At 73.6% G+C, this 26,268-nt stretch carries 26 protein-coding genes; 13 read left to right on the forward strand and 13 right to left on the reverse strand.

Annotation, left to right across the window (positions count from 1 at the left end; all coding sequences use genetic code 11):
• Window positions 1-4: 4 nt before the first annotated feature.
• The 3 genes from DOO78_RS18415 to DOO78_RS18425 form a co-directional block, all read right to left on the reverse strand.
• On the reverse strand, window positions 5-985 hold the full coding sequence (locus tag DOO78_RS18415; protein WP_243634597.1) for a Bug family tripartite tricarboxylate transporter substrate binding protein: 981 nt from the start codon (window positions 983-985) through the stop codon (window positions 5-7).
• Window positions 986-1,166: 181 nt separating this feature from the next.
• Entirely contained in the window at window positions 1,167-1,997 is an 831-nt protein-coding gene (locus DOO78_RS18420) for a VOC family protein (RefSeq protein WP_165838968.1), read from the reverse strand.
• A gap of 35 nt (window positions 1,998-2,032) precedes the next feature.
• Complete coding sequence (locus tag DOO78_RS18425) at window positions 2,033-3,271, reverse strand: ABC transporter substrate-binding protein (protein ID WP_111471335.1); 1,239 nt, start codon at window positions 3,269-3,271, stop codon at window positions 2,033-2,035.
• A gap of 289 nt (window positions 3,272-3,560) precedes the next feature.
• Here DOO78_RS18425 and DOO78_RS26990 point away from each other — a divergent pair, with 289 nt between their 5' ends.
• Complete coding sequence (locus tag DOO78_RS26990; protein ID WP_123060037.1) at window positions 3,561-3,731, forward strand: Flp family type IVb pilin; 171 nt, start codon at window positions 3,561-3,563, stop codon at window positions 3,729-3,731.
• A gap of 79 nt (window positions 3,732-3,810) precedes the next feature.
• A complete protein-coding gene (locus DOO78_RS18430) occupies window positions 3,811-5,004 on the forward strand; it encodes an acetate/propionate family kinase (protein ID WP_111471336.1) in 1,194 nt (397 codons plus the stop codon).
• A 197-nt stretch (window positions 5,005-5,201) separates the two neighbouring features.
• Here the strand turns inward: DOO78_RS18430 and DOO78_RS18435 are convergent, their stop codons facing one another.
• The 7 genes from DOO78_RS18435 to DOO78_RS18465 form a co-directional block, all read right to left on the reverse strand.
• Window positions 5,202-5,939, reverse strand: a complete 738-nt coding sequence (locus tag DOO78_RS18435) for an ABC transporter ATP-binding protein (protein ID WP_243634598.1) — start codon at window positions 5,937-5,939, stop codon at window positions 5,202-5,204.
• Window positions 5,926-6,648: an ABC transporter ATP-binding protein gene (locus DOO78_RS18440; RefSeq protein WP_111471338.1), complete on the reverse strand. Its 723-nt coding sequence runs from the start codon at window positions 6,646-6,648 to the stop codon at window positions 5,926-5,928. The genes DOO78_RS18435 and DOO78_RS18440 overlap by 14 nt, the downstream gene beginning before the upstream one ends.
• A gap of 10 nt (window positions 6,649-6,658) precedes the next feature.
• Window positions 6,659-7,627 (reverse strand): branched-chain amino acid ABC transporter permease, encoded by a 969-nt coding sequence (locus tag DOO78_RS18445; protein WP_111471339.1) that lies wholly within the window; start codon window positions 7,625-7,627, stop codon window positions 6,659-6,661.
• Entirely contained in the window at window positions 7,624-8,505 is an 882-nt protein-coding gene (locus DOO78_RS18450; protein WP_111471340.1) for a branched-chain amino acid ABC transporter permease, read from the reverse strand. Before DOO78_RS18450 ends, DOO78_RS18445 begins: the two co-directional genes overlap by 4 nt.
• Before the next feature lie 7 nt (window positions 8,506-8,512).
• Complete coding sequence (locus tag DOO78_RS18455) at window positions 8,513-9,790, reverse strand: amino acid ABC transporter substrate-binding protein (RefSeq protein ID WP_111471341.1); 1,278 nt, start codon at window positions 9,788-9,790, stop codon at window positions 8,513-8,515.
• Window positions 9,791-9,963: 173 nt separating this feature from the next.
• Window positions 9,964-10,878, reverse strand: a complete 915-nt coding sequence (locus tag DOO78_RS18460) for a dioxygenase family protein (RefSeq protein ID WP_111471342.1) — start codon at window positions 10,876-10,878, stop codon at window positions 9,964-9,966.
• 90 nt (window positions 10,879-10,968) lie between these two features.
• Window positions 10,969-12,213, reverse strand: a complete 1,245-nt coding sequence (locus tag DOO78_RS18465; protein WP_111471343.1) for an FAD binding domain-containing protein — start codon at window positions 12,211-12,213, stop codon at window positions 10,969-10,971.
• 300 nt (window positions 12,214-12,513) lie between these two features.
• Here DOO78_RS18465 and DOO78_RS18470 point away from each other — a divergent pair, with 300 nt between their 5' ends.
• Complete coding sequence (locus tag DOO78_RS18470; protein WP_165838969.1) at window positions 12,514-13,467, forward strand: Bug family tripartite tricarboxylate transporter substrate binding protein; 954 nt, start codon at window positions 12,514-12,516, stop codon at window positions 13,465-13,467.
• A gap of 271 nt (window positions 13,468-13,738) precedes the next feature.
• Here the strand turns inward: DOO78_RS18470 and hemW are convergent, their stop codons facing one another.
• Complete coding sequence (hemW, locus tag DOO78_RS18475) at window positions 13,739-14,905, reverse strand: radical SAM family heme chaperone HemW (RefSeq protein WP_243634599.1); 1,167 nt, start codon at window positions 14,903-14,905, stop codon at window positions 13,739-13,741.
• Window positions 14,906-14,914: 9 nt separating this feature from the next.
• Here hemW and DOO78_RS18480 point away from each other — a divergent pair, with 9 nt between their 5' ends.
• From DOO78_RS18480 to panE, 4 genes are all read left to right on the forward strand, one after another.
• Entirely contained in the window at window positions 14,915-15,403 is a 489-nt protein-coding gene (locus DOO78_RS18480) for a YbaK/EbsC family protein (RefSeq protein ID WP_111471346.1), read from the forward strand.
• 1 nt (window position 15,404) lies between these two features.
• Complete coding sequence (locus DOO78_RS18485; RefSeq protein ID WP_111471347.1) at window positions 15,405-15,809, forward strand: MAPEG family protein; 405 nt, start codon at window positions 15,405-15,407, stop codon at window positions 15,807-15,809.
• Between the two features lie 67 nt (window positions 15,810-15,876).
• The gene (locus tag DOO78_RS18490; protein WP_111471348.1) at window positions 15,877-16,254 is read left to right on the forward strand and encodes a rhodanese-like domain-containing protein; all 378 of its coding nucleotides are present in this window, start codon (window positions 15,877-15,879) and stop codon (window positions 16,252-16,254) included.
• Window positions 16,255-16,292: 38 nt separating this feature from the next.
• Complete coding sequence (panE, locus tag DOO78_RS18495) at window positions 16,293-17,231, forward strand: 2-dehydropantoate 2-reductase (protein WP_111471349.1); 939 nt, start codon at window positions 16,293-16,295, stop codon at window positions 17,229-17,231.
• Between the two features lie 72 nt (window positions 17,232-17,303).
• Here panE and DOO78_RS18500 read toward each other — a convergent pair whose 3' ends face one another.
• Window positions 17,304-18,470, reverse strand: coding sequence for an NHL repeat-containing protein (locus DOO78_RS18500; RefSeq protein WP_207802963.1), 1,167 nt, complete (start codon window positions 18,468-18,470; stop codon window positions 17,304-17,306).
• A gap of 295 nt (window positions 18,471-18,765) precedes the next feature.
• Window positions 18,766-19,722 (reverse strand): tripartite tricarboxylate transporter substrate binding protein, encoded by a 957-nt coding sequence (locus tag DOO78_RS18505; RefSeq protein ID WP_111471350.1) that lies wholly within the window; start codon window positions 19,720-19,722, stop codon window positions 18,766-18,768.
• Window positions 19,723-19,878: 156 nt separating this feature from the next.
• Between DOO78_RS18505 and DOO78_RS18510 the strand changes: the two genes are divergently transcribed.
• The 6 genes from DOO78_RS18510 to DOO78_RS18535 all read left to right on the forward strand — a co-directional run bounded on the left by DOO78_RS18510 (window position 19,879) and on the right by DOO78_RS18535 (window position 26,128).
• A complete protein-coding gene (locus DOO78_RS18510) occupies window positions 19,879-20,673 on the forward strand; it encodes an AraC family transcriptional regulator (RefSeq protein ID WP_111471351.1) in 795 nt (264 codons plus the stop codon).
• A gap of 99 nt (window positions 20,674-20,772) precedes the next feature.
• Entirely contained in the window at window positions 20,773-21,213 is a 441-nt protein-coding gene (locus DOO78_RS18515) for a DMT family transporter (RefSeq protein ID WP_111471352.1), read from the forward strand.
• Between the two features lie 123 nt (window positions 21,214-21,336).
• The gene (locus tag DOO78_RS18520) at window positions 21,337-22,338 is read left to right on the forward strand and encodes a Bug family tripartite tricarboxylate transporter substrate binding protein (protein ID WP_111471353.1); all 1,002 of its coding nucleotides are present in this window, start codon (window positions 21,337-21,339) and stop codon (window positions 22,336-22,338) included.
• A gap of 74 nt (window positions 22,339-22,412) precedes the next feature.
• Complete coding sequence (locus DOO78_RS18525) at window positions 22,413-24,194, forward strand: chloride channel protein (protein WP_111471354.1); 1,782 nt, start codon at window positions 22,413-22,415, stop codon at window positions 24,192-24,194.
• Between the two features lie 267 nt (window positions 24,195-24,461).
• The gene (locus tag DOO78_RS18530) at window positions 24,462-25,460 is read left to right on the forward strand and encodes an alpha/beta fold hydrolase (RefSeq protein ID WP_111471355.1); all 999 of its coding nucleotides are present in this window, start codon (window positions 24,462-24,464) and stop codon (window positions 25,458-25,460) included.
• 371 nt (window positions 25,461-25,831) lie between these two features.
• Entirely contained in the window at window positions 25,832-26,128 is a 297-nt protein-coding gene (locus DOO78_RS18535; RefSeq protein ID WP_111471356.1) for a CsbD family protein, read from the forward strand.
• The last annotated feature ends 140 nt before the right edge of the window (window positions 26,129-26,268 follow it).

Here is a 26,268-nt window from a genome sequence, read left to right on the forward strand (position 1 = left end):
CGCTCTAATCGATCGACAGCTTCAGCCGCGTCACCATCCGCTTCTCGTAGACGGCCCGCTCGCGGGCGAAGGCGGTGTAGTCGGCGGGGCCGAGATACTCGTCCGGCATGTCGTTCGCTGCCATGAACTCCTGCACCCGCGGATGGCTCTGGGTCTTGCGGAAGATCTGGTGCAGCGCCTCGGTGAGCTCCGGGTCCATGCCCTTCGGCCCGGCGATGCCATAGGGCGAGGTCACCACCATGCCGTAGCCGAGCTCGGTCAGCGTCGGCACCTCGGGGAAGCTGCGCAGCCGGTCCTTGGTCCAGACCGCGAGCAGGCGGAGCTGCTTCGCCTCCACCACCGGCGCCCAGGAGTTGGAATTGGCGATGCAGTCGAGCTGCCGCGCCAGCGTCGCGGTGATGTTCTCCGAGGTGCCGCGATAGGGCACGTGCACCATCTGCACCCCCTCCTTCTCGCACAGCTCCTCCATGGCGAGGTGGTTGGAGGTGGCGATGCCGGAGGTGCCGTAGGTGAGCTCGCCCGGCCGCCGGCGCGCCTCGGCGAAGAGGTCGGCGAGGCTGGTCCAGCCCGAGGCCGGGTGCACCACATGGCCGAAGACGAAGCCGGTCTGCTGCATCACGTAGGTGAAGTCGTCCACCGGGTCCCAGGTCGGCCGCTGGGTGAGGAAGGGGTGGCGGATCACCGAGAGATGGTGGTGCGCCAGCGTGTAGCCATCCGGCTTCGCCTGGGTCAGCAGGTATTGCGCCGCCAGCGTGCCGCGGGCGCCGGGCCGGTTCTCGATCACCAGCGTCTGGCCGGTGTCCTGCTGGAACAGCTCCGCCTGCAGGCGGATGAAGCCGTCGAGATTGCCGCCCGGGGCCCAGGGGATGAGGAAGCGGACGGGGCGGTTGGGGAAGCGCCCCTGGCCGAGCGCCGGGGCGGCGAGCGCCATGGCGCCGAGCGCGGTCCCGAGCGCCGTGCGGCGGGTGATGGGTGATGCGGACACCTGGTTCCTCCCGGACAAGATGGCGCCGCGGCAGCCCGGCCTGGCCCGGATGCACGTCTTGGTCTTGGCGCCGGGAGGCAGCATAGCACGGATGCCGGCGATGGCCTGCCGCGCCGGCCCCGCCACGGGCCGGAGCAGGTCGCGGTGGGGCGCGAAGGCCATCCGCCCCAGGGCGCGCGGCTCAGGCGCCGATGACGGCGGTCGGCACCCCGAGGGCGGGCTCGCGCAGGGTGAAGATCCGCGTGCCGGGCTTGCGCCCCGGCCGCAGCGGCGAGACGGCGAGCCCGGCGGCGGCGAGCCGGGCATGCTCGGCCGCCACCTCCGGCACCCGCCAGGTGAGGCCCCAGGCGGTGTCGGGCGCGGCGGTGACGCCCTCCGCCAGGGCGTGCGAGACCTCGAGCACCGTGTCGCCGCAGCGGAAGAAGAGCAGCCGCGTGCCCCAGGCGGGGTTGCTGCGGTCGAGCCGCAGCTCGAGGCCGAGCCGGCCGGCGAGCAGGGCGAGCGTGCGCTCCGGATCGCCGCTGCGGATCACCAGATGGTCCAGCCGCACCGGGCCTGCCGGCGGATCGGGGTCCGGCTCGGTCAGCAGCAGGTGCAGGCCACGGGCCGCCGCCGGGTCGAGCGGCACGGCCGGGCGCCCCAGCCAGGGCCGGGCCGGGCCCGCGGCGGGCAGGCCGCGCCGCTCCAGCAGCCGGAGCGCCGCCCCGGTCTCGGCCACCGCGAAGCCGAGGCCGCCGAGCGCGCCGTGCGGTCCCGCCCCCTGGCCGGGCGCGGGCGGGGCGAGGTGCCGGGCGAAGGCGGCCGCCTCGCCCGCCGCAATCCCTTGCGGCGCGGCGAGGACGAGGCGCGTGTTGGCGAGGCGGAAGCTGGCCCGGTCCAGCCCCTCGGCCGTGCCGCGCCCCTCGCAGGGGCGCCCGAACAGGGTCGCATAGGCCGCCGCCGCCGGGGCGAGATCGGCGACCGCGAGCACGACCTGATCGAGGCCGAGGATCGGCCCCGTGCCCGTGCCCATGCCCGTGCCGGCGGAGGATCCGGCGGCGGCCCGGCTCACCCCCGGACCAGCGGGCAGCCGCCCTCGCTCAGCGGCCGCATCGCCTGCTCGGCCTCGATCGTCCCGGCCAGCCGGTAGAGATCCCATTCCGTCTTCACCTCGGCCGGCGGCTTCACCTCGAAGAGATAGACCGGATGGATCTTCCGTCCATCCTCGCGCACCCGCCCCGGGCCGAAGCAGTCGTCATCGGTCGGCAGCGCCTTCATCCGCGCGATGGTGGCGCGGCCCGAGTCCTTCGCCGCGGCCGGCCCCATGGCATGCGCGGTCTTCAGGTAGTGCAGCACCGCCGAATAGGCGCCGGCATGGTTGGTGCTGGGATAGAGGCCGGTCGGCATCTGCGGCAGCACGCGGCGGGTGAAGGCGCGGGTGCGGTCGTTGAGGTCCCAGTAGAAGGGCTCGGTCGTCAGCAGCCCCTGCGCCGCCTCGGCCCCCATGGCGCGGACATCGCCGAGCAGGCAGAGCAGCCCGACCAGCTTCATCTTGCGGGTCAGGCCGAATTCATGCGCCTGCTTGACGCTGTTCACCGTGTCCGTGCCGGCATTGGCGAGGCCGAGCACCTTGGCGCGCGAGGCCTGGGCCTGCAGCAGGAAGGAGGAATAGTCGGTGGTCTGCGGGAAGGGGTAGCGCGTCTGGCCCAGCACCTTGCCGCCCGCCGCCTCCACCGCCTGCGCGGTGTCGCGCTGCAGGGCATGGCCGAAGGCGTAGTCGGCGGTGAGGAAGAACCAGCTGTCGCCGCCCGCCTTCACCGTGGCGGTGCCGGCGCCATGCGCCAGCATCCAGGTGTCGTAGGTCCAGTGCACATGGTTCGGGCTGCAGCGCGCGCCGTGCAGATCGGCCGTGGCCGGGCCGGTGGCGAGGAAGACCTTGTCCTTCTCCCGCGCCAGGTCGGCGACGGCCAGCGCGATGGCCGAGTTGTTCACCTCGAGGATCGCGTCCACCCCCTCGCGGTCGTACCACTGGCGGGCGATGCCGGCGCCGATATCGGCCTTGTGCTGGTGGTCGGCGTGCAGGATCTCGACCTGCAGCGGCGTGCCGGCCGCGGCGAGATCGGCCACCGCCTGGCGCACGCAGGCGAGGGTGCCGAGGCCCGAGAGATCGCGATAGGGGCCGGAGAGGTCGCCGAGGATGCCGAGGCGCAGCGCCGGCGCGCCCTGGGCCGCGGCCCGGCCGCGCCAGGCGCCGGCCAGGCTCAGCGCCGGCCCCATCGCCAAGACGGCGCGTCGTGTCCCCTGCATGCCCGGACTCCCTTTCCCCCGGCGGCCCGCAGGCCGCGATTCGCGGGCGGCAGCCTCGCCCCGGCCGGCCCTCCAGGCAATGGGGGGAATGCCCGATGGCGATATGATCCGATATCGAGACAAAGACGGAAATCGAGAGACCTGCCCGCGGGGGCGGCGCGGCGGGGCGCGGCGCATTTGCCGAGAACCATCTCATTTATATTGCATAATCGTCATGATGCCGTTATGGTTCGAACCGCAAGCCGGGCCGCAGGCCCTCGCCGCTGATCCCGGGACAGATGGATGCGCCATGGTCCACCGCCTCTTCGCCGCCGCCCGTAGCCTGACCAGCCGTGAGGCGGTGGCCGCCACCGAATACGCCGTGCTCGCCACCGGCATCGTCATCGCCATCCTGGCCGCGTTGAACGCCTTCGGCGGCGGCCTGCACGGCCTTCTCCGCGGCCTCTCCCGCCTGGGCTGATCCGGGCGCCCGGCCCGATCCGGGGTCGTGGCGCGCCGCCGGGCGCCCTATGCTGCGCCGCCGCGGTGGGGAGACGGAGATGCGTGGTATCGTCCTGGTCCTGAATGCCGGCTCCTCCTCGCTGAAATTCGCCGGCTTCCGCGCCACCGGAACCGGGCCGGAGCCGCGCTTCACCGGCCAGGTGGAGGGCATCGGCGCCACGCCGCGGCTGATCGCCCGCGATGCCGCCGGCGCGGTGCTGGCCGAGCGGCGCTGGGCGGGGGCGGAGGCGCCGGCGAGCGTCGCCGAGGCCGTCACCACCGTGGTGCGCGGGATCGAGGCCTCGCTGCATGGCCAGCCCATCCTCGCCATCGGCCATCGCGTGGTGCATGGCGGCACGGAATTCGCCGCGCCGGTGCGCGTCGATGCCGGGGTGCTGGCGGCGCTCGAGCGCCTCGTCTCCCTCGCGCCGCTGCACCAGCCGCACAACCTCGCCGGCATCCGGGCGGCGACGAAGCATTTCCCCGGCGTGCCGCAGATCGCCTGCTTCGACACCGCCTTCCACCGCAGCCAGGGCTGGGTGGCCGAGACCTTCGCCCTGCCGCCCCGTTTCTACGAGCAGGGGTTGCGCCGCTACGGCTTCCACGGCCTGTCCTACGAATACATCGCCCGGCTGCTGGCGGCGGAGGACCCGGCGCTCGGCGCCGGGCGGCTGGTGGTCGGGCATCTCGGCAACGGCGCCTCGCTCTGCGCCATCGCGGGCGGCGAGAGCCGCGGCAGCACCATGGGCTTCACGGCGCTGGACGGCATCCCGATGGGCACGCGCTGCGGCCAGATCGATCCCGGCCTGGTGCTGCACCTGATCGACGCGCTGGACATGACGACGGCCGAGGTGAGCGATCTGCTCTACCGCGACAGCGGGCTGAAGGGCCTCTCCGGCGTCTCGCAGGATGTGCGGCAGATCGAGGCGGCCGGCACCGCGGCTGCGGAGGGCGCGCTGGCGCATTTCGCCTTCCGGGTGCGGCGGGAGATCGGCGCGCTGGCCGCGACGCTCGGCGGGATCGATGCGCTGGTCTTCACCGCCGGCATCGGCGAGAACGCCGCCGGCGTCCGGGCGCGCATCTGCGAGGGGCTGGGCTTCCTCGGCATCCGGCTGGATGCGGCGCGCAACGCGGCGCATGCGCCGGAGATCTCGGTGGCGGGCGCGCCGGTGCGGGTGCTGGTCCGCCACACGGACGAGGAGCGCATGATCGCCGAGCACGCGCTGGCGGTGCTTGATGCCGACGGAGGTTGATGGTGCCCATCAACCTCCCCCTCAGACGCCGGGCGGTTTGCTCCGCAAACCTTGGCTTCGCGCCACTGGGCGCGGGCCCCGTTCGGGGCCTCGGACCGGTCAAGCGCCCGGTCCGTTGATCTCAATTCTCTGCCGTGGGGTCTCGAAGGGGGGCTTCGCCCCCTTCGCGGGGTTCGGGGCGGAGCCCCGATGGGCGGTTACAGCCCCAGATACACCTTCCTGACCAGCTCGTTGTCCTGCAACGCCGCCGCCGAGCCTCCCTCGAACACCATCCGCCCATGCACGATGACATAGCCGCGGTCGGCGATGCGCACCGCCTGGTGGAAATTCTGCTCGGCCATCAGCACGGTCAGCCCGAGCCGCGCCTTCATCTCGGCGATCATCTCCATGGTGCGCGCCACCAGGATCGGCGCCAGGCCGACCGAGGGCTCGTCCACCAGCAGGATGCGCGGCGCCGACATCACCGCCCGGCCGAGCGCCACCATCTGCTGCTCGCCGCCGCTCATGCTGCCGACGAGCTGGGTGCGGCGCTCGGCGAGGCGGGGGAACAGCTCGAAGCAGAGGGCGAGGTTCTCCCCGAGCCGCGCCCGCGCCTCGCTGCGGTAGGCGCCGAGGCGGAGATTCTGCTCGACCGAGAGGCGCGGGAACAGCCTTCGCCCCTCCGGCACCAGCACGATGCCCTGCGCCACCACCTGCTCCGGCGAGAGGCCGCCGAGCTCCACCGCCACGCCGTCCAGCACCGCCCGCACCTGCCCGGCGCTCGGCCGCACCTGGCCCATGATGCTGCGCATCAGCGTGGTCTTGCCGTTGCCGTTGGTCCCGAGCAGCACCACGGTCTCGCCGGCCGGCACGGTGAGGGAGACATCCTCCAGCACCCGCACCGCGCCGTAGCCGGCCGAGACGCCGCGCAGCTCGAGCGCGCTACTGCCGGCCAAGATAGGCATCCTCCACCTCCGGCAGGGCGAGCACCGCGCGCGGCGCGCCCTCGGCGATCTTGCGGCCGGCGACGAAGACCAGCAGCCGCTCGGAGAACTCGGTCACCGCCCGCATGATGTGCTCGATCATGATCACCGCGGTGCCGGCGGCATTCAGCCGCAGCAGCAGCGCCAGGATCTGGTCCACCTCGGCATGCGAGAGGCCGGCCATCGCCTCGTCGGCGATCAGCAGCCGCGGCCGCAGGGCGATGGCGCGGGCCAGCTCCAGCCGGCGCTGCTCCACCTGGGTCAGCTCCCGCGGCAGGCGCGCGGCCTTGCCGGCCAGCTCCACCTCCTCCAGGCATTCGAGGGCGCGCGGCGTCGCCGCCGCCGCCTCGCCGCCGAAGAGCAGCGGCACGCGGACATTCTCCAGCACCGAGAGGCTGGCGAAGGGCTGCGGCAGCTGGAAGGTGCGGGCGAGGCCGAGCCGGGCGCGGCGATGCGGCTTGAGGCCGGCGAGCGGCTGGCCGGCCAGCGTCACCCGCCCGTCATGCGCCGCGAAATCGCCGCTGAGGCAGTTGACGAAGGTGCTCTTGCCGGAGCCGTTGGGGCCGATCAGCCCCAGCCGCTCGCCGGCGCGCAATTCCAGGTCGATGCCCTGCAGGGCGACGAAGCCGCCGAAGCGCTTGCCGACCCCCTCGGCGCGGAGCAGCACCTCGCCCCCGCTCATCGGCACCCCCTCATCGCTTGCGGAACCAGCCGAGGATGCCGCGCGGGGCGAGCGCCACGAACAGCACCAGCATCCAGCCGGTGATCCAGAGGTTGAGCGCCGAGGAGATGGTCACCGTCGCCGCCTGCTGCAGCGTCGCCAGCAGCACCGCCCCGATCACCGGGCCGAGCCAGGTGCCGGCGCCGCCGATCAGCGGCATGGCGATGGTGTTCACCGCATAGGCGAGGTTGAAGGCGCCGTCGGGATTCACGTAGCCGGCATAGAAGGGCAGGGGGGCGCCGGCCACGCCCATCAGCGCGCCGGAGAGGGTGGTGGCGATCAGCTTCAGCCGCAGGGTCGGCACGCCGACCGCCTCCGCCGCCCGCTCGTTGTCGCGGATCGCCTGCAAGCCGCGGCCGAGCCGCGACAGCTCCACCGTCCGCCCGATGCCGGTGGCGAGGACGGCGAGCGCCAGCATGACGGCGAAGATGTACTCGCCATAGCTGACGAAGCCCGGCACCGTCATCGGCCGGATCACATAGGCGCCGCGCGAGCCGCCGACATAGTCCCAGTTCACCACCAGCGTCTGTAGCACCACCGCGAGGCAGAGGGTGGCGATGGAGAAATAGACGCCGCGCAGCCGCAGGGTGAGATAGCCGGTGCCGAGGCCGAGCAGCCCGGCCACCACCGCCGCGCCGAGGATGCCGGGGAGGACGCCGAGGCCGAGCGCCTCGTACAGCACCACGGCGGTGTAGGTGCCGGTCGCCATGAAGCCGGCGGCGCCGAAATTCACGTAGCCCGCATAGCCGCCGAGGATGTTCCAGGCGGCGGCCAGCACCACGTACTGCAACACGAAATAGCCGGCATACCAGCCATACTCGTTGCCGATCAGCCGCAGCAGGACGAGCAGCGCGAGCGCCAGCAGCGTGGCGCCGAGCCAGTAGGAGAGGTGCCGCCGCGCCGGCGGCGCCGCCGGCGCGGGCAGGGCGGTCGCGCTCATGCCAGCCTCCCGAACAGGCCCTGCGGCCGGAAGGCGAGCACCAGCAGCAGCCAGCCGAAGGCGACGGCCGGCGACCAGGAGGGGCCGTAGAAGCTCGCCGTCAGGTTCTCCACCACGCCGAAGAGGAAGGCGGCGAGCACGCAGCCGGGCAGGCTCGCCATGCCGCCCATGATGCAGATGGCGAAGACCCGGCCGATGAAGACCTGGTGCGAGCCGGGCTCGATCGGCTGCACCACCACCAGCGCGCCGCCGGCGATGGAGGCGAGCGCGATGGAGAGGCCGAAGGCGATGCGCTTGATCCGCACCGGGTCCACCGCCATCAGCCGCAGCGCCTCCGGGTCCTGGGCGACGGCGGCGACGGCGAGGCCGGTGAAGCTGCGCCTGAGGAAGACCCAGAGCGCGGCGATGGCGGCCAGGGCCAGCAGCGCCGGCGCCAGCATGCGCAGCGGGACGTCGATCTCGCCCAGCCGCCAGGTGACGAAGGCGTAGTCCGGGTCGAGGAAGCGCTGCTCCGGCCCGAGCAGCAGCACCAGCCCGACCTCGACGATGAACATGACGCCGAAGAAGAAGGCGAGGCCCTGCAGCGCCTCGTCGCCGCGCCGCTCGAAGAAGTGGTGGTAGGCGCGGTAGAGCAGGGTGCCGAGCAGGTAGAAGAGCGGCGCCTGCAGCACCGCGACCAGCAGCGGGTCGAGCCCGAGCGCGGTGCCGACCAGCACCACCGCCATGCCGGCCGCCACCATCAGCGCCGGATGCGCGATGTTGACGATGTCGAGCATGCCGAAGGAGACGGCGAGGCCGGAGGCGGCGGCGGCGTAGAGGCCGCCGAGCAGCAACCCGCTGACGATGCCGTTCAGCAGCAGCGAGAGGGTCGGGTCCATGCCGGGCTCAGGCCGGGGCGCCGTAGGGGGATCTCAGCGTGCCGGATTTCAGCGCCGGCGGGTAGAGGATCACCTTGGTGCCCGGCTTCTTGTACTTCTCGAGGTCGCCATCGGCGATGTTCTGGAACTGCACGAAGAGGTTGCGCGGCTCCGCCCATTCGCCGAGGGCGCTGAACCGCACCGGGCCGACGATGGTCTCGAAGCCGTTGGCGTGCATGTCCTTCGCCAGCGCTTCCTGGTCGATCCTGCCGACCCGGGCGAGGGATTGCGCGATCACCTGCATCTGCGCATAGGCGTAGGGCTGCAGGTAGTTGCCCAGGACATCGGTCTGCTCGGCCGGCGCCCGGGCGCGGTACTTCTCCTGGAACTCGACCACGCCGGGGAATTGCATGGTGGGCTCGGGCGAGTAGACGTCCCAGGTCACCAGGTTGTTCAGGATCGGGCCGAGCTGCGCCTGCACGGCGGCGATCTGCGGCCCCACCATGCCGCCGCCGAGCAGCGCCGCGCTCAGCTTCAGCTCGCTGACCGCGCGCAGGATGCCGTTGGAATCCGGCGGGTAGGAGGCGAAGAACACCACGTCCGGCCGCTGCGCCTGGATGGCGCGGATGGTCGGCGTGAAGTCCACCGTGCTCGGCGGGTAGGAGCGGTCGTAGACGATGCGCAGCCCGTATTCGCGCGCCATGCCCCGCACGCTCTCGGCGGCGCGCTGGGCGAAGTCGTTGTCGACGGCGAGGATGGAGAGGCTGCGCACCGGGTTCGGCAGCATCTTCGTGCATTCGAGGAAGCCGCGGGCGTAGTGGCCCTTGATGTCGTCCCCGGTGACGTTCATCGAGAAGTAGCGGTCGTATTTCAGCCGCTCGTTCACCCCGGCGCCGAACAGCGCCACGTAGCACATGCCGCGCTGCATCACGACCGGCATGGAGGGCGCGATCATCGCGGTGGCATAGGGCGAGGTGACGAGATCGACCTTGTCCACGTCGATCAGCTTGGTGAAGAGGGCCGGGACATTGGCCGGGTTCGACTGGTCGTCGTAGCTGACGAGCTGCACCGGCCGGCCGAGCAGCCCGCCCCTGGCGTTCACGTCCTCCGCCCAGATGCGCTGCGCGAGCTGCGCCGAGCGGCCGTTCGCCGCCAGCCCGCCCGAGAGCGACATGGAGCAGCCGATGCGGATCGGGTTGACGCCCTGGGCCAGGGCCGGCCAGGGGGCGGCCCAGGGGGCAACCGCCGTCGTCAGCGCCCCGGCCAGGGCCGCGCGCCCCAGGCCGCGGCGGGTCAACTCGCTCATCGTCCTCTCCTCCCCGCTGCCCTCCGCCTGTTCTGCGGGCGGTTGGGCGATTCCTTTTGCTCTGCCCTCAGACGCCGGGCGCAGACCTCCGGTCTGCCCGGCTTCGCCGCAGGTGCGGCGGGCCCCGTTCGGGGCCTCGGACCGGTCGGGGACCGGTCCGTCGTCATGCCCGCCTACTCCGCCGCCGGCAGGATCCGCGACGGATCGGCGCCGACCCGGCCGCCCGTCTCGCCCTCGGCCAGGCGCGACAGGCGGAAATCGTAGCGGATGGCGGCGATATCGGGCTCCGGCGCGCCGGGCAGGCCGCGCCGCGGCGTCACCACCAGCGAGCGGGAGACGCCGAAGACGGTGTCGCTGTCGATATGGGGATCGTCGCCGAGATAGAGCGCGGTCACCAGCTCGCGGTAGCCCGGCGCCTGCACCAGGATGTGGATATGCGCCGGCCGCATGCCGTGCCGGTTCTGCTGCCGCACCAGGCGCCCGACCGGCCCGTCCATCGGGATGGAATAGCCGATGGGCTTGACCGTGCGCATGTCGAAGCGCCCCGCCGCATCGGTGCGGAAGCGCCCGCGCAGGTCCATCACCTCCGGCTCGTTGGCCTGCAGGTCATAGAGGCCGGTCGCGTCGGTCTGCCAGATATCGATCCCGGCGCCGGCGACCGGCTGCCCCTCGGCATCCGTCACCTGGCCGAACAGGGCCAGCGGCTCGCCGCCCGTCGCATGCACGGCGATGCTCTCGCCGGCGGCGAATTCCGGCGCCTGCTCGCGGAAGAAGGGGCCGAGCAGGCTGGTCTCGGTGCCCGCCGCCTCGCGCCCCTCGGCATCGTGCATCAGGTTGACGAGGCGGGAGAGGCCGAGCACGTCGGAGAGCAGGATGAACTCCTGCCGGTAGGGGGTGCAGGCCTGGCCGACGGCGGTGAGGAAGCCGATGCCGGCCAGCCATTCCTCCGGCTTCAGCTCCACCTCGCGGGCGAAGTCGTGCAGGTGGCGGATGGCGGCGGCCGTGATCTCGCGCTGCCGCGGATCGGGCATGCGCGCGATCTGCGCCAGGGCCTCCTCGGTCACGCCCATGCGGTCGAGGTCCGGCATTCCGGTCGCTCCCTGCCTGTGCCTAACGGCGGCCTGCCGCGTCGTTGGGCCCGCGGCTTGCGGCAACGATGCGGGGGCCGCCGCCGGCGGTCAATGCGCATCGGCGTGCCTTACCCAGGCGGCGGGGTCGGCGACCGGCCGGCCGCTCAGCGCCAGCAGCCCCGGCAGGGTCAGGCCGAGCGAGGGGTCCGCCTCCGGCCGCGGCAGCCGCCGCTCGATGAAGGCGCCGAGATGCCGGCTGACCGCGACGGCGGCGCGCGAGGGCGGGATGCGGGCGGCGCCGTAGCGCCGCAGCGCGGCGGGGATGTCGGGCTCGGCCTCGAGCGCCTCGGCCAGCGCCCGCGCATCCTCGGCCGCCTTCAGCACGCCGACGCCGACATGCGGCCGCGCCACGAAGCCGGCATCGCCGAGCAGCGCCACCCGGCCGAAGCCGAGCGCGGGGGAGTCCAGGTCGAAGATCGGCTGGACGAGGAATTGCCGGGCGCGCAGCGGCGCCTCGGCATAGGGGGCGGGCAGGCGGGCAGCGGCATCGGCCTGCAGCGCGGCGATGTGCCGCGGCCGGATCAGCGCCGGCGGGATGGAGAGGGCGTGCCGGTGGCCGGCGGCATCGGTCAGCAGGTCGTCCAGCGCCGCCCCGGCATCGACCGGGTAGTACCAGAGGAAATTGTAGCGCCGCCGGCCGGGCGCCACGCTGTCGCCGGCGCCCGGCACGGGGTAGCCGATGAACTCGCCCTTGCCGGGGAAGCCGAAGGTGAACTGGGTGAAGACGGGGGCGAAGGCAGGGGAGAATTCCGCCTCCTCGAGCAGCCCGCGCCAGCCGACATAGCCGGCATAGAGCGGCTGCGCGGCGGGCGCGACGGCGGCGCGGACGGCGGAGCGCAGCCCGTCGGCGCCGACCAGCAGATCGGCCCGGGCGCTGCGGCCATCGGCGAAGTGCGCGGTGACGCCCTCGGCATCCTGCGCCAGCCCGGCCAGCTCCTGCCCGGCCTGGTAGCGTTCGGCGGGGAAGGCGGCGCGGAGCGGGTTGAAGATCCGCCCCCAGGCGGTGACGTATTGCGGATAGGCCTCGCGCGCCACCACGGCGCCGCTTGCATCCACGGCGCAGCGGCCAGGGACGTGGACGCCGGGCGGGTTCTCGTCCCGCACCCCGGCCAGGGCCATGATGGCCTCCGTCTCGGCATGGTGGGCGATGCCGGTGCCGCGCGATTCCAGCCCCTGCCTCGCCCGCTCATGCACCGTGACGTCCCAGCCGCGGCGCAGCAGCAGGTTGGCGGCGAAGAGCCCGCCGACCGAGCCGCCGATGACGATGGCGCGCCGGGTTGCTCCCGTCGCCATGGATGGTTCCTCCCGCGCCGTGGCGCCTTGTCGCCAGGGCAGCAGGGATCGGCGGCAAGCGCAAGCGGCGCGCGGGCGCCGGGCCTCCGCATGGGCAGTGTCCCGGGGAGAACCCGCCTCGCGACCGGCAGGACGGGCGCGCCGCACATCGCATTGCGGACCGGCCACGGATCGAAATGCGTTGCGGCGACGCGGCGAATCGGCGCCCGCGAATGCGTGATCCCGCCGGCCGGATCAAGGCTTGCCGGTCCGGATCGGCGACGTGAAGAGTTACAACGAAACACCTGCCGGGGTTGCCGCATGCGCGCTCTTCTTGTCGTGCTTGCCGTCCTGACGGCTCATCCGGTGCTCGCGGCATGGCCGGAACGGCCCGTCACCCTGATCGTGCCCTTCGCCGCGGGGGCCTCGCCGGACATCCTGGGGCGGATGCTGGCCGAGCGGCTCTCGACAACCTGGGCGCAGCCCGTGCTGGTCCAGAACCTGCCTGGCGCCTCGGCGACGATCGGCGTCGATCGCGTCGCAAAGGCCGCGCCCGATGGGTACACGCTCGGCCTGACGGGCGACGGCGCCATGGTCGTGCGGGTCAGCATGGACCCGCCCATCCCCTACGACCCGCGACGCGACCTCTCGCCCATCAGCCTGCTCGTCCGCACCCGGAACCTGCTGGTCGTGCAGCCGGGCGGGCCGGTGCACTCGGTGGCCGAGCTGGTGGCGCTGGCCAGGGCGAGGCCGGGGCAGCTCGCCTATGCGCATTCGGGCCTGGGCTTCTCGACCCATCTGGGGATGGAGATGCTGAAGCAGGCGGCCGGTGTCGACATCACCGCGATCCCCTACGCGAATGAGGGCCAGATGCTGACCGACATGGCGCAGGGCCGCGTGCAGGTCATGATCGGCAGCGGACCAGGACTCATGCGCCGGATCCGCGAGGGCGAGCTGCGGACGATCGCCGTCACGTCGCGCGACCGCGCACCGCTCCTGCCCGCCGTGCCCACGCTGGCGGAGAGCGGCTTCCCCGGCTTCGAGGCGGTCGCCTGGTTCGGCCTGGTCGCGCCGGCCGCGACCCCGCCTTCCATCCTGCGGAAGGTGCGCGACGACGCGGTGGCCGCCATGGCGGCCTCGCCCATGCGGGAAAGGGTGGAGGAATTCGCGCTCGTTCCGGTTGGCACGACGCCCGAGGAATTCGCGTCGCTGATCCCCGCGGAGATCGAGCGGATGCAGCGGGTGCTGGAGCCACTTGGGCTTCGGGCGCGGTGAGGGCCTGCCGGGGCGCCCGGGCGACAGGGCCCACCCACCGGAGCATGGGGGCCGCAGCCGGGCGGGGTCCCGGAGCGTGATCGCCTGAGGTGGGATCACCGAAGGCATGGCTCACGCGATCCAACGCCGAGCCAGGCCATGGTCCGCGAAGCCGGGCGAAGGGATCGTGGTCCGGCCGGTCGCCGACCGCTCGCCCGGACGTCGCCGATTGCCCCGTCGCGCCAGGTGCGGCGCCGCAGGCCCCCGCGACGCGCGATGTCGCCTGGCGTCGCTACCGCAGCAACACCGGCAGCATCGCATCCAGCCGCAGCCGTCCCTCCTCGGTCGCCAGCAGCCACCCGCCATCCGTCCAGGCGAGGTAGCCCTCCTCCAGGCAGGCGGCGAGCATCGCCGGGTCCACCGCCTCGGCCAGCGTCCGGCCGCTGCGTGCCAGCAGCCGCGCCGGGTCGATGCCCTCGGCCAGGCGCAGCCCCATCAACAGCGCCTCGCGCGCCCGCTCCTCGGGGTCGAGCGCCAGCTCCTCGGTCACCGCATGGCCGTCGCGCTCGACCCGCGCCAGCCATTCCTCCGGCGCCCGGTGGCGGCGGGCGGCGAGCAGCGCCCCGTCCAGTCCCAGCCGCTGATGCGCCCCCGGCCCGATGCCGAGATAGTCGCCATAGCGCCAGTAGACGAGGTTGTGCCGGCTCTCCGCCCCCGGCTTCGCGTAGTTGGAGACCTCGTAGGGCCGCAGGCCGAAGCCCGCCGCCTCCTCCGCCGTCGCGGCATAGAGCCGGGCGGCCTCCTCCTCCTCCGGCAGGCGGAAGGCGCCGCGGCCGTGTTCGGTGGCGAAGCGCGTCCCCGGCTCGATGGTGAGCTGGTAGAGCGAGAGATGGTCGGCGGCCAGCGCCAGGGCGCGGCGCAGCTCGGCCCGCCAGGCGGCCTCGGCCTGGCCCGGCCGGGCATAGATCAGGTCGAAGGAGAGGCGGGGGAAGAGCGCCCGCGCCGCCTCCAGCGCCGCGATCGCCTGCGCTACGTCGTGCCGGCGGCCGAGGAAGCGCAGCGCCTCCGGCTCCAGCGACTGCACGCCGAGGGAGAGGCGGTTCACCCCGGCGGCGCGGAACGCGGCCAGCTTCGCCGCCTCGACGCTGGTCGGGTTCGCCTCCAGCGTGATCTCGAGATCCGCCGGCGCCTCGAACAGCGCCCGCGCATCGGCGATCAGCGCGGCCGCCGTCTCGGGCTCCATCAGGCTCGGCGTGCCGCCGCCGAAGAAGATCGAGGCCAGCGGCCGCCGGCCCGCCGCGCCGGTGGCCCGCTCTGCCTCCCGCGCCAGCTCCCGCCGCAGCGCCTGGCGCCAGCGGGCCTGGTCGATGCGCTCCCGCACATGGCTGTTGAAGTCGCAATAGGGGCACTTGGCAGCGCAGAAGGGCCAGTGGATGTAGAGGGCGAGGGGTTCGGTCACGGAGGGGATATGGCGGCGGCGGGGTCCTCTGTCGAACGGGTGCGGGCGGCGCTGCTGGCGGCCGGGCATGCCGATACCATCACCGCCTTCCCCGAGGGCACCCGCAGCGCCGCCGAGGCCGCCGCCGCGGTCGGCTGCGCCGTGGCGCAGATCGCCAAGTCGATCCTCTTCCGGGCCCGGACGGAGAATGGCGAGCGGCCGGTGCTGGTGGTGGCGAGCGGCGCCCACCGGGTGGACATGGCGCGGGCCGCGGCGGCGCTCGGCCTGGCGCTGGAGCAGGCTGAGGGCCGCTGGGTGCGCGAGGTCACCGGCTTCGCCATCGGCGGCGTCGCGCCGCTCGCCCACCGCACCCCGCCGCTGGTGCTGCTGGACGAGGCGCTGTTCCGGCATGCGGCGGTCTGGGCCGCGGCCGGCTCGCCGCGGCACGTCTTCCGCACCACGCCGGAGGAATTGCGGCGCCTCTCCGGCGGCCGGGTCGCCGCCGTGGCGGAGGGCTGAGATGCCGCTGCCCGCCACCTCGCTCTATGCCGCGCTGCTCGCCGTCCTGGTGGTGCTGCTCTCGCTGCGCGTCATCCGGCTGCGGCAGCGCTACCACATCCTGCTCGGCACGCCGCACCGGCTGGTGGAGCGGGCGGTGCGCGCGCATGGCAATTGCGTGGAATACGGGCCGCTCGGCCTGGTGCTGCTCGGGCTGCTGGAGGGGATGGGCCTGCCGCTCTGGGGCGTGCACGCGCTGGGCACGGCCCTGCTCGCCGGCCGGGTGCTGCATGCCTTCGGCATCAGCCGCGAGCCGGAGGCGATGCGCTGGCGGGTGGCCGGCATGGCGCTGACCTTCGCCGTGCTCGGCCTCGGCGGGGCGGCGCTGCTCGGGCTGGTGCTGGCCGATGCGGCGGAGCGGCTGTAGCGACGGGGCGGTTCCACCCGGCGGGCAGGCGTCCTAGGCTCCCCGCATCACGCAGGAGGAGACCGCCATGCCGACCACCGTGAAGCAGATGCTCGCCGAGGCCAATGCCGCCGTGCCGCGGATCAGCCCGGAGGAGGCGAAGGCGCTGCACGCCAAGGGCGAGGCGGTCTTCATCGACCTGCGCGAGCCGCCCGAGCTCGCCGCCTCCGGCACCGTCCCCGGCGCCCTGCCGATCCCGCGCGGGCTGCTGGAATTCCGCGCCGATCCCGAGAGCCCGGACCGCAACGCGGCCTTCGCCAAGCCGGTGGTGATCACCTACTGCGCCTCCGGCGGCCGGGCGGCGCTGGCCGGGAAGGTGCTGCAGGAGCTGGGCTACAAGGATGTCCGCAACCTCGGCGGCTTCAAGGACTGGGTCGAGGCCGGCGGCCCCGTTCAGAAGGGTTGAGCGCAGAAGGGCCGAGCGGGCCGGCAGGGAGGGGCGACATGCGGATCCTCGTCATCGGCGCGGGCGCGCTCGGCGGCTATTTCGGCGGGCGGCTGCTGGAGGCGGGGCGCGACGTCAGCTTCCTCGTCCGGCCGCGCCGCGCCGAGCAGCTCGCCCGCCACGGCCTGGTGCTCGACAGCCTGCACGGCAATGCCAACTTGCAGCCGCGCACCGTGCAGGCCGGCGGGCTGGAGGGCCCCTACGACCTGGTGCTGCTGGCGGTGAAGGCCCCGGCGCTGGAGGCGGCGATGGCGGATGCGGCGCCGGCGATCGGCCCCGGCACCACCATCCTGCCGGTGCTGAACGGCCTGCGACATCTCGACCTGCTGGCTGCGCGCTTCGGCGCGGCGCGCGTGCTCGGCGGCGTCGCGCAGATCCCGGCGACGCTCGGGCCGGAGGGGCAGGTGATCCACCGCATGAGCCCCGACCACCAGCTCATCTTCGGCGAGGTCGCGGGCGGGCTCTCGGATCGGGTGCGGGCGATCGAGGCGGCCTTCGCCGGCGCCAATTTCCGCCCGCGGGCGAGCGAGGCGATCCTGCAGGAGATGTGGGAGAAATGGGCCGGCCTCGCCAGCCTGGCCGGCGCCACCTGCCTGATGCGCGGGCCGGTCGGCGACATCCTGGCGGCGCCGGGGGGCGAGGATTTCCTGCGCGGGATCTTCGCCGAGTGCAGCGCCGTCGCCGCCGCGGCGGGGCATGCGCTGCGCCCGCCGATGGTCGAGGCGGCGACCAGCTTCCTCGGCAAGCCCGGCTCGCTGCTCACCGCCTCGATGCTGCGCGATGTCGAGCGCGGCAGCCCGGCCGAGGGCGAGCATGTGCTCGGCGACATGATCGCCCGCGCCGGGCAGCTCGGCGTGCCGGTGCCGCTGCTGGCCCTCGCCCGCCTCCATCTCGGCACCTACGAGGCGCGGCGCCGGCGCGAGGCGGCGGCCGGCTGAGCGGCCCCGCCGCGGCTGCGCCGCGGCAGGCCGCGACGCGCCCTGGACGCGGGGCGCATCGCGGGGAACACCTCAGCGCGGGAGTTGCGAGACCAGGCGGAAGCGCTGCGCCCGCTTGCCGGTATCCACCTCGGTGGTGAAGACATTGCCGCGGCTGTCGACGGCCATGTTGTGCACCCAGTGGAAGTCGCCGGCATTGCGGCCGTTGCGCCCGAAGCGGCCGAGCGCCGCGCCGTCGCCGCGCGCCAGCAGGTGCACGACATTGTTCGAGCCATCGGCGGCCAGCAGCACGGATTGCGTCGGGTCGGGCAGGAAGTCCATGTCCCAGACCGAGCCGCTGCCGAGCGTCGCCGGCGCCACCACGATCTCCCGCACGAAGCGGCCATCCTTCTGGAAGACCTGGATGCGGTCATTGGCGCGGTCGCAGACATAGAGCAGCCCGTCCTTCGCCAGCCGCACGCAATGCACCGGGTTGCGGAAGAAGCGCGCCGGGCTGGCCGCCGCCTCGCCCGGGCGGTAGGGCGGCAGCGCGGCGTCGGGCGGCGGCCGCTCGCCATAGGCGCCCCAGTGGCGCTTGTAGGCGCCGGTCTCGGCATCGAAGACGATGACGCGGCGATTGCCGTAGCCATCGGCGACATAGATCTCGTTGGTCGCGGGATCGACCTCGACATCCGCCGGCCGGCCGAGCCGCTCGGTGTCGTTGCTGCCGCCGGTCTCGCCCTTCCGGCCGATCTGCAGCAGGAAGCGGCCGTCGCGGGTGAATTTCAGCAGGACATGGTCGTTCGGCCCGTTGCCGGCGATCCAGACATTGTCCTTGAAGTCCACATGGATGCCGTGCTCGTTCTCCGGCCAGCTCGGATGGTGGCCGGGCCCGCCCCAGGCCTGCACGACATTGCCGTCCGGGTCGAACTCGATCACCGAGGGGGCGGGGATGCAGCATTCGCTGAGCGGCGGGTCCTGCGCCGCGCCGGCCTCGTCCCGGGTCATGGTGCGGGGGCGGTGGATCACCCAGACATGGTCCTTCGCATCCACCGCGACGCCGGCCGCCTGGCCGATGCCCCAGCGGTTGGGCAGCGGCTTCGGCCAGACGGGATCGACCTGGTAGACCGGCGCGGCGGGCGGCGTGGCGGCTGCCTGCGGCGCCTGCGCCGCGGCGGGCGGCGCCGCGAGCAGCAGCAGGCCGAGCAGCCATCCGGCGGCCGCCGGACCGCGATGCACGCCGCGATACCCATGGCGCATCGGCCTGTCCTCCCTGTCGGTGCCGTGAGCCTCGGCCCCGCCGCCCGACCCCGTCAAGCGCCGATGCCTCCCGCACCCCGGCCGCGCGTCTCGCCGCTCGTCGCCTCCCGCATCCCGGCCGCGCGCCTCGCCGCTCGTCGCCTCCCGTTGTCCTGCCGCGGCTTCGCCGTGGCAGGCTGTGACGCATCTCGGATCAGAGGCGAATCCCGGGGCCCCCACGAAGACGCGGAGCGGCTTCGTGGGGAATAAATCCCGGGGCCCCCGCGAAGACGCGGAGCGGCTTCGTGGGGATTACCTACTGTGGCTCGATCCCCGCCTTGCGCGCCGCCTCGCCCCATTTGCGCATCTCCGCCTCGGTGAAGGCGCGGATCGCCTCTGGCGTCGAGGTCACCACCTCGGCGCCGAGCGTGCGGTGCTTCTCCACCACCTCCGGCCGCCTGAGCGCCGCGACGCAATCGGCGTTGAGCTTCGCCAGCACCGGCGGCGGCAGCCCGGCCGGGGCGATCACCATGCCCCAGGTCGAGGCCTCGAAGCCGGCCAGCGTCTCGCCCACCGTCGGCACCTCGGGAAGCTGCGGCGCCCGCATCGCGCCGGTCGTCGCCAACGCCTTGAAGGCGCCCGAGCTGATGTGCGGCAGCGCCGCGGGCACGGTGTCGAACATGATGTCGACGCGCCCGGCCATCAGGTCGGGATGCGCCTGGGTGCTGCCGCGATAGGGCACGTAGCTGAGCTCGGTGCCGGTCTGCTGGCCGAACAGCACCGGGGCGAGCCGCACCACCCCGCCGGTGCCGGCGAAGGTGACGCCGGGGTTCTTCTTCGCATGGGCGATCAGCTCGGCGACGGTGCTCGGCGCGAAACCGCGGCCGGCGCAGAGGACGAGCGGCGTCGCGGTGGTCTGGGTGACGAAGCCGAAGTCGCGCAGCGTGTCGTAGGGCAGCTTGTAATAGGCGGCGTTCACCGGATGCCCGACCGAGACCAGGCCGAGGGTGTGGCCGTCCGGCGCGCTGCGGGCGACGGCTTCCGTGCCGATCACGCCATCGGCGCCGGGGCGGTTCTCGACCGGCACCGGCTGGCCCCAGAGCGCGGCCAGCGGCTCGGCCATCAGCCGCGCCGTGATGTCGGAGACGCCGCCCGGGGTGTAGGGGACGACGAGGCGCACCGGCCGGCTGGGGAAGGCACCTCCTTGGGCCAGGGCGCGGCGCGCGAGCAGCAGGGCGGGCGCGGCGAGGGCCGCGCGGCGAGCGATGGGCATGGTCGTCCTCCCGAGGTCTGGTCTCTGCGCCGATCCTGCCGCGCGACGGCGCCGCAGGCCACGGCGCGCCGCGCCGGCCGCCGCCGCCCCCTGGCCACCCCCGCTGGCCGATGCCGGGTGACGGCGGCGCCCGGGGGATGGCATGGTCCCGCCGCCATGACGGAGCCTGCCCCGCCGCCGATGACCGCCCCGGACGAGGCCTCGCCCGCCATGGGGCGGTGGCGCTACTGGCGGCCGGCGGCGGCGCCCGTCGAGCTCGGTACGCTGCAGGGGCGGGAGGTCGGGCTGCCGCCGCATTTCCACGCCGAGGACCAGCTCACCCTCGTGCTCGCCGGGCGGCGCCGCTTCGTCCTGGGCGGGCGGCTGCTCGTCCTCCGCGCCGGCCAGGGCGCGCGCATCCCGGCGGGGGTGCCGCACCGCTCCCTCGCCGAGCCGGAGGGCGTCCTCTGCCTCAACGCCTATCTGCCGGCCGGCAGCGACGCCGCGGCCGCGCTGGAAGGCTGGCTCGCGGCCGGTGGCTGGCCGCGGGGCGCGGTCCTGCCGCCGATGGACCTGGCAAGGGCGGGCCTGGCGGGGGCGGGCCTGGTGGGGGCGGATCTGGAGCTGGCAGCCTGGCGGCGCGCCGCTGCCGCGCCGCCCGAGGGCCAGGCCCTGCCGCCGGCCGGCCCCGTCCGCCGCGCCGCAGCGCAGGCGGGGATGAGCCGGGAGGGGTTCACGCGCCGCTTCGCGCGGCGGCACGGCATGCCGCCGCATGCCTTCTGGCGCATGGACCGCCTGAACCTCGCCCGCCGGCTGCTGCGCGCCGGGGAGGGCATCGCCGCGACGGCGGCCGAGGCCGGCTTCGCCGACCAGAGCCATCTCGGGCGCTGCTTCCGCCGCGTCTTCGGCGTCACGCCCGGCCGCTACCGCGCCGGCGAGCCGCCGTCACAGCCGTTCCAGACCGGGTGGTGAGCCGGCGGCAGGATCCCGCCGCCGCGGCGCCGCAAGAGGGCGGCGCCCGGACTGGAGGCCCCTCAAGACCATGACGATGATGCCCGGCGGGGACCCGCCATGAACGCGCTTCTCTCCCTCGCCGTGATCGGCGCCGGCATGAGCGTTGCGTTCCAGCAGGTGCTGAACGCGAAGCTGCGCGGCGAGCTCGGCTCACCCTGGTGGGCCGGCTTCGCCAGCTACGCCGTCGGCATGCTCGCCATGCTCCTCGCCGTCCTGGTCAGCGGCGGCCCGCCGCTCTCGGCGGCGATGATCGGGCGCACCACCTGGCTCTCCTGGGCCGGGGGGATCTTCGGCGCCCTCTTCATCGCCACGGCGATCCTGGCGGTCCCGCGCCTCGGCGCCGCGACCGTGCTGGCGCTGATCGTGGTCGGCCAGATGCTCGCCTCGCTCGCCTTCGACCATCTGGGCGCCTTCGGCCTGCCGCAGCACCCGGCGAGCCTGCTGCGGCTGGCCGGGGCGCTCTGCCTGCTGCTCGGCGTCCTGCTGATCCGCGCCTGACCGAGACGTCCGGCTGAATTCATGCGGAACGATCGCGCTGCCGGCTGCCGGGGCCGCCCCGCCTCTGCTATCGCCGCCCGCTTGCGGCCCAGGCCCGGGCCGCGCATCCGGGAGGCGACGCGCATGCCCTTTTCCCCCCGCGGCACGGTGACGCGCCGCGCCGCCCTGGCCCTCGGCACCGCCGGGCTGGCCTCTCCCTTGGCGACCCCGGCCCTCGGCCAGGCGCCCTGGCCGAACCGGCCGGTGACGCTCGTCGTCGGCTTCCCGCCTGGCGGGCAGACGGATTTCGCGGCGCGGGTGCTGCAGAACGGGCTGCAGCAGGCGCTCGGCCAGCCGGTGGTGATCGACAACCGCGGCGGCGCCGGCGGCAATCTCGGCACCGAGACGGTGCTGCGGGCGAAGCCGGACGGCTACACGCTGCTGGTCGGCAATGCCAACCCGCTGGTGATCAACCCGCACACCATGCCCTCGATGAAGATCAACCCGATGGAGCTGGTGCCGATCGGCATGATGCTGCAGAGCGGGCTGATCTTCTGCCTGCACCCCTCGGTCCCGGCGACGACGGTGGCGGAGTTCGCCGCCTGGGCGAAGGGGAAGAAGGGCGATGTCGATTACGGCTCGGCCAGCTCGGGCAGCCTCTCGCATGTGGCGATGGAGCTGTTCCGCAGCCGCATCGGCAGCCCGGAGATGACGCATGTGCCCTATCGCGGCAGCGGCCCGGCCATGCAGGACTTCATCGCCGGCCGCTTCCAGATCATGTGCGACGCGGCCAGCGTGGTGGCGCCCTTCATCGAGGCGAAGCAGCTCAAGGCGCTGATGGCGACGACGCCGGAGCGGATCCCGGCCTTCAAGGACATCCCGACCGCGGCCGAGCAGGGGGTGCCGGATTTCGTGGTGCTCGCCTGGATCGGGTTGTTCGGGCCGAAGGGCACGCCGCCCGAGGTCGTGCAGCGGGCCAATGCGGCGGTGAACCAGGCCTGCCAGGATGCGGCGATCCGGCAGAACATCGTCAGCCGCGGCGACGAGCCGGGCGGCGGCACGGCGGAGCAGCTCGGCGAGATCATGCACCGCGACCATGCCCGCTGGGGCGAGGTGGTGCGGGCGAACAACATCCGCGCCGAATAGCCGCCCCGGCGCGGCGGCGCGGCGGAGGCCCGCTCGCCGCCGCGCCCCGCGCCTGCGAGAAGCGGCCCGCGCCCATGCATGTCCCCGCCCGCCGCCATGTCCGCCTGCTGCGCCACCGGGTCCGCCGGGCGGTGGCGCTGCGCAGCTTCGTCCGCACCAGCGAGGTGGCGATCGTCCTCCTCGCCAGCCTCACCGGCGCGCTGGTCGGGGTGATCGCCTGGGGCATGGGGGCGGCGGCGGCGGCGATGCACCTGCTGCTCTTCGGCATCGCGCCGCAGATGCGCCTTTCCGCCACCAGCGTCGTCGCCTCCTGGCGGCTGCTGCTGGTGCCGGTGCTGGGCGGCCTCGCCCTGCATGGCCTGAACCGGCTGCTGCGGCGCTGGCGACCGAAGCCGCCGGTCGATCCGATCGAGGCCAATGCGCTGCACGGCGGCCGGCTCACCCTCTCGGACGCCGCGGTGGTGGGGCTGCAGACCATCGTCTCGAACGGCGTCGGCGCCTCGGTGGGGCTGGAGGCGGGCTATGCCCAGGCCGGGGGCGGCCTCGCCTCGCGGCTCGGCGCGCTCTTCGCGCTGCGCCGCGGCGACCTGCGGGTGCTGGTCGGCGCCGGCACCGCCGGGGCGATCGGCGCCGCCTTCGACGCGCCGCTGACCGGCGCCTTCTATGCCTTCGAGCTGGTGATCGGCACCTACAGCATCGGCTCGCTCTTCCCGGTCGTCGCCTCGGCGGTCGCGGCGACGCTGGTGGCGCGGCTGCTGCAGGCCGGGACCTATGCGGTCGGCTCCGTGGCGCCGACGGTCGTCGACACCGAGCTCTACCCGCTGGCCCTGCTGGTCGGCGCGCTCTCCGGCCTCGCCGCCATCGCGCTGATGCGCGGCGTGGCGCTGACCGAGCTGGCGCTGACCCGGGCCATCCCGTCCAGCGCGCTGCGGCTGATGCTGGGCGGGCTCTGCGTCGGCGGGCTGGCCATGGTCTCGACCGTCGCCCTCTCGGCCGGGCATGGCGCGCTGCATCTCGCCTTCATCACCGAGACGCCGGCGCGGCTGCTGCTGCTGCTGATCGTGGTGAAGTCGCTCGCCTCCATGGTCTCGGTGGCCAGCGGCTTCCGCGGCGGACTGTTCTTCGCCTCGCTGCTGATCGGCGCGCTCGGCGGCAAGCTCTTCGCCGGCATCCTGGCGCTGATCGCGCCGCCCGGGCCGGATGCGCTGGTGATGTCGCTGGTGGGGATGAGCGCCTTCGGGGCGGCGGTGATCGGCGCGCCGCTCGCCATGACCTTCCTCGCGCTCGAGACCACGGGCAGCCTCGCGGTCGCCGGGCTGGTGCTGGCGGCCGTCGCCGTCGCCGGGCTGATCGTGCGCCGGCTGTTCGGCTATTCCTTCGCCACCTGGCGCTTCCACCTGCGCGGCGAGGCGATCCGCAGCGCGCATGACATCGGCTGGATCAACGACCTGACGGCGGGGCGGCTGATGCGGCGGGACCCGCGCACCGCCGCGGCGAGCATGGATCTCGACGCCTTCCGCAAGGCGGTGCCGCTCGGCGCCGCGACGCAGGTGGTGCTGCTCGACGAGGGCGGGCGCTATGCCGGCCTCGTCTCGGTGGCCGAGGCGCATGCGGCGCCGCCCGAGACCGGGACGGTCGGCGCGCTGGCGCGGCTGCGCGACCGGGTGCTGCTGCCGCGCACCAATGCCCGCGACGCCATGGCGATCTTCGAGGCGGCGGAGGCGGAGGCGCTGGTCGTGGTGGACGGGCCGGGGCGGCGGGTGCTCGGCCTGCTGACCGAGGCGCATCTGCTGCGCCGCTACGGCGAGGAGGTGGAGAAGCGGCGGCGGGAGGAGAGCGGGATCGCGCCGGGGTGAGGGGCGGGTTCAGGCGGGAGGCCGAGCTTTTGCTTCCACGGCAGGCGTGCCCCTTCCGGAACCTGCCCCCTCCTGCGCTGTTTGCCATATGCTGCATCGCAGCACGGCCGCCTCTGCTGGGGGCGATCCATCAGCCGCGGCGGGACCGATGATCCAACTCGACAGGCCGCCCGAGGCTGGGCCGTGACCGAGGCTGGATGGGCCCGATCGGCCTCAACCTACGACAGGACATTGGCATTGAACCCCTTTTCCTTCGCCAGGAGGCGCGTGACCGGCCGGACCGCCCTCGTCGGCGCTGCCGTGCTGGGCGCGCTTGCCCTGGTGAACCACGCCGCCGCCCGCCGGGCGGAACGCAAGCATCCACCCCGGGGCCGCTTCGTCGAGGTGGACGGGGTTCGGCTGCACTACAGCGACCGGGGTAGCGGCAAGCCCATCGTTCTGCTGCATGGCAATGCCGTGACGGGTGACGACTACGACACCAGCGGCGTGGCCGAGCGCCTGCTCGAGAAGCACCGGGTCATCATCTTCGACCGCCCCGGCTTCGGGCATAGCCAGCGCCCGCATGGGCGCATGTGGACGGCGATGGAGCAGGCCGAGCTGCTCCACAAGGCCCTGCAGCAACTGAGCATCGAGCGGCCGGTCGTCGTCGGCCACTCCTGGGGCGCCATCGTCGCGCTCTCGCTCGCGGCGCGGCATCCGGCCGACATGGCGGGCCTCGTCCTGCTGTCGGGCTACTACTTCTGGACGCTGCGGCCGGATGTGCTGCTGGTCGTCCCGGGTGCGGTCCCGGTTCTCGGCGACATCCTGCGCCACACCGTCTCGCCCTGGCTGGGCCGCCTCATGATGCCGTTGCTGAAACGGGCGATGTTTTCGCCGCGGCCGCTTCCGGCGCGGTTCCGGTCGGACTACTCCGACGCGATGGCGCTCCGCCCGTCCCAGATCCGGGCCAGCTCGGTCGATGGCGCGCTGATGATCCCGGGCGCGCTGATGAACCAAGCGTCCTACGACGGCCTGCGCATGCCCGTGGGCATCATGGCCGGGGCGGCCGACAAGGTGGTCTTCGCGCGCAGCGCCAGGCGACTGCAGGCCCGCATCCCGGGAAGTGTCCTGCAGATCGTCGAGCGGGTGGGGCACATGGTGCACCATGCCGTGCCGGGACAGGTCGTCGAGATGGTCGAAGGCGTCCTCCGGGCCTCGACCGAAGCTCTCCATGAGCCGTCTCAGCCACTCCGGGCTCTCCCCGAGGGATCGGTCAGAGCCGCCTAAGGGCACTGCCCCTGAACCGATGTTCACGGGAAGCGCCCTAGGCGGCTGTTTTCAGAGCATCTTCACCCGATCAGGTGAGTCCCCCTGATCGGGATCTGCTCTGGTCGTCAAAGCCTGACACGTGGCGGCCGCGCGGCCGGTCGGTCCCGGGCTGATCGCGGCCTTTCCCAAATCGTTCTGAAATCGGCACCAAACCCCTGCGGCGGCGCCCCGCCACACGAAAATGTCGGTCGCGATCCTGCAACCGGATCGGCCAGCGGCGGTTCTTCGCCGGCCAAGGGGCGCCGGGCGCCGCCGGCGGGTCGCCGGGCGCCAGCGTCGCAGGTGCCGCGCGGCGGAGGTCGGCCCACCCCAGCACACAGGAGACCGCTATGGACAAGAACGAGATCGAGGGCGCGGCCCGCAACGTCGCCGGCAAGGCCCAGGAGGCCTATGGCAAGTTCACCGACGATGCCGAGCACGAGGCGAAGGGCGTCGCCCGCCAGGTCGCCGGCAAGGCGCAGGAGGCCTATGGCGATGCGCGCGACGTGGCCCGCGACGCGGCGCGCCAGGTCGGCCAGGTGGTGGAGAAGCAGCCGGTGCTCTCGCTGCTGGTGGCCGGCGCGGTCGGCTATGCGCTGGCGCTGCTGACGCTCGGCGTCGTGGATCGCGGCTCCCGCCGCTGGTAGGGCGGTCCGGGCCTCCCGCCACGCGGCGGGAGGCCCATCCGTCATGGCCGGCCTGAAACCCTGGTCCAACCCGTCGCCACCCGTTGTCCTGCCGCGGCTTTGTCGCGGCAGGCTGTGACGCATCCAGGCTCAGGAGCGAA

The sequence above is a fragment of the Roseicella frigidaeris genome (assembly GCF_003258945.1).
In the GTDB taxonomy this organism is placed as follows: Bacteria; Pseudomonadota; Alphaproteobacteria; order Acetobacterales; family Acetobacteraceae; genus Paracraurococcus; species Paracraurococcus frigidaeris.

Excerpts from the sequence above, each read along its gene's own strand:
- DOO78_RS18420 (WP_165838968.1), bottom strand. The coding sequence starts at position 1,997 with ATGGGCACGGGCACGGGGCCGATCCTCGGCCTCGATCAGGTCGTGCTC.
- DOO78_RS18425 (WP_111471335.1), bottom strand. The coding sequence starts at position 3,271 with ATGCAGGGGACACGACGCGCCGTCTTGGCGATGGGGCCGGCGCTGAGC.
- DOO78_RS26990 (WP_123060037.1), top strand. The coding sequence starts at position 3,561 with ATGGTCCACCGCCTCTTCGCCGCCGCCCGTAGCCTGACCAGCCGTGAG.
- DOO78_RS18430 (WP_111471336.1), top strand. The coding sequence starts at position 3,811 with ATGCGTGGTATCGTCCTGGTCCTGAATGCCGGCTCCTCCTCGCTGAAA.
- DOO78_RS18440 (WP_111471338.1), bottom strand. The coding sequence starts at position 6,648 with ATGAGCGGGGGCGAGGTGCTGCTCCGCGCCGAGGGGGTCGGCAAGCGC.
- DOO78_RS18445 (WP_111471339.1), bottom strand. The coding sequence starts at position 7,627 with ATGAGCGCGACCGCCCTGCCCGCGCCGGCGGCGCCGCCGGCGCGGCGG.
- DOO78_RS18450 (WP_111471340.1), bottom strand. The coding sequence starts at position 8,505 with ATGGACCCGACCCTCTCGCTGCTGCTGAACGGCATCGTCAGCGGGTTG.
- DOO78_RS18455 (WP_111471341.1), bottom strand. The coding sequence starts at position 9,790 with ATGAGCGAGTTGACCCGCCGCGGCCTGGGGCGCGCGGCCCTGGCCGGG.
- DOO78_RS18460 (WP_111471342.1), bottom strand. The coding sequence starts at position 10,878 with ATGCCGGACCTCGACCGCATGGGCGTGACCGAGGAGGCCCTGGCGCAG.
- DOO78_RS18465 (WP_111471343.1), bottom strand. The coding sequence starts at position 12,213 with ATGGCGACGGGAGCAACCCGGCGCGCCATCGTCATCGGCGGCTCGGTC.
- DOO78_RS18470 (WP_165838969.1), top strand. The coding sequence starts at position 12,514 with ATGCGCGCTCTTCTTGTCGTGCTTGCCGTCCTGACGGCTCATCCGGTG.
- DOO78_RS18480 (WP_111471346.1), top strand. The coding sequence starts at position 14,915 with ATGGCGGCGGCGGGGTCCTCTGTCGAACGGGTGCGGGCGGCGCTGCTG.
- DOO78_RS18485 (WP_111471347.1), top strand. The coding sequence starts at position 15,405 with ATGCCGCTGCCCGCCACCTCGCTCTATGCCGCGCTGCTCGCCGTCCTG.
- DOO78_RS18490 (WP_111471348.1), top strand. The coding sequence starts at position 15,877 with ATGCCGACCACCGTGAAGCAGATGCTCGCCGAGGCCAATGCCGCCGTG.
- panE (WP_111471349.1), top strand. The coding sequence starts at position 16,293 with ATGCGGATCCTCGTCATCGGCGCGGGCGCGCTCGGCGGCTATTTCGGC.
- DOO78_RS18500 (WP_207802963.1), bottom strand. The coding sequence starts at position 18,470 with ATGCGCCATGGGTATCGCGGCGTGCATCGCGGTCCGGCGGCCGCCGGA.
- DOO78_RS18505 (WP_111471350.1), bottom strand. The coding sequence starts at position 19,722 with ATGCCCATCGCTCGCCGCGCGGCCCTCGCCGCGCCCGCCCTGCTGCTC.
- DOO78_RS18510 (WP_111471351.1), top strand. The coding sequence starts at position 19,879 with ATGACGGAGCCTGCCCCGCCGCCGATGACCGCCCCGGACGAGGCCTCG.
- DOO78_RS18515 (WP_111471352.1), top strand. The coding sequence starts at position 20,773 with ATGAACGCGCTTCTCTCCCTCGCCGTGATCGGCGCCGGCATGAGCGTT.
- DOO78_RS18520 (WP_111471353.1), top strand. The coding sequence starts at position 21,337 with ATGCCCTTTTCCCCCCGCGGCACGGTGACGCGCCGCGCCGCCCTGGCC.
- DOO78_RS18525 (WP_111471354.1), top strand. The coding sequence starts at position 22,413 with ATGCATGTCCCCGCCCGCCGCCATGTCCGCCTGCTGCGCCACCGGGTC.
- DOO78_RS18535 (WP_111471356.1), top strand. The coding sequence starts at position 25,832 with ATGGACAAGAACGAGATCGAGGGCGCGGCCCGCAACGTCGCCGGCAAG.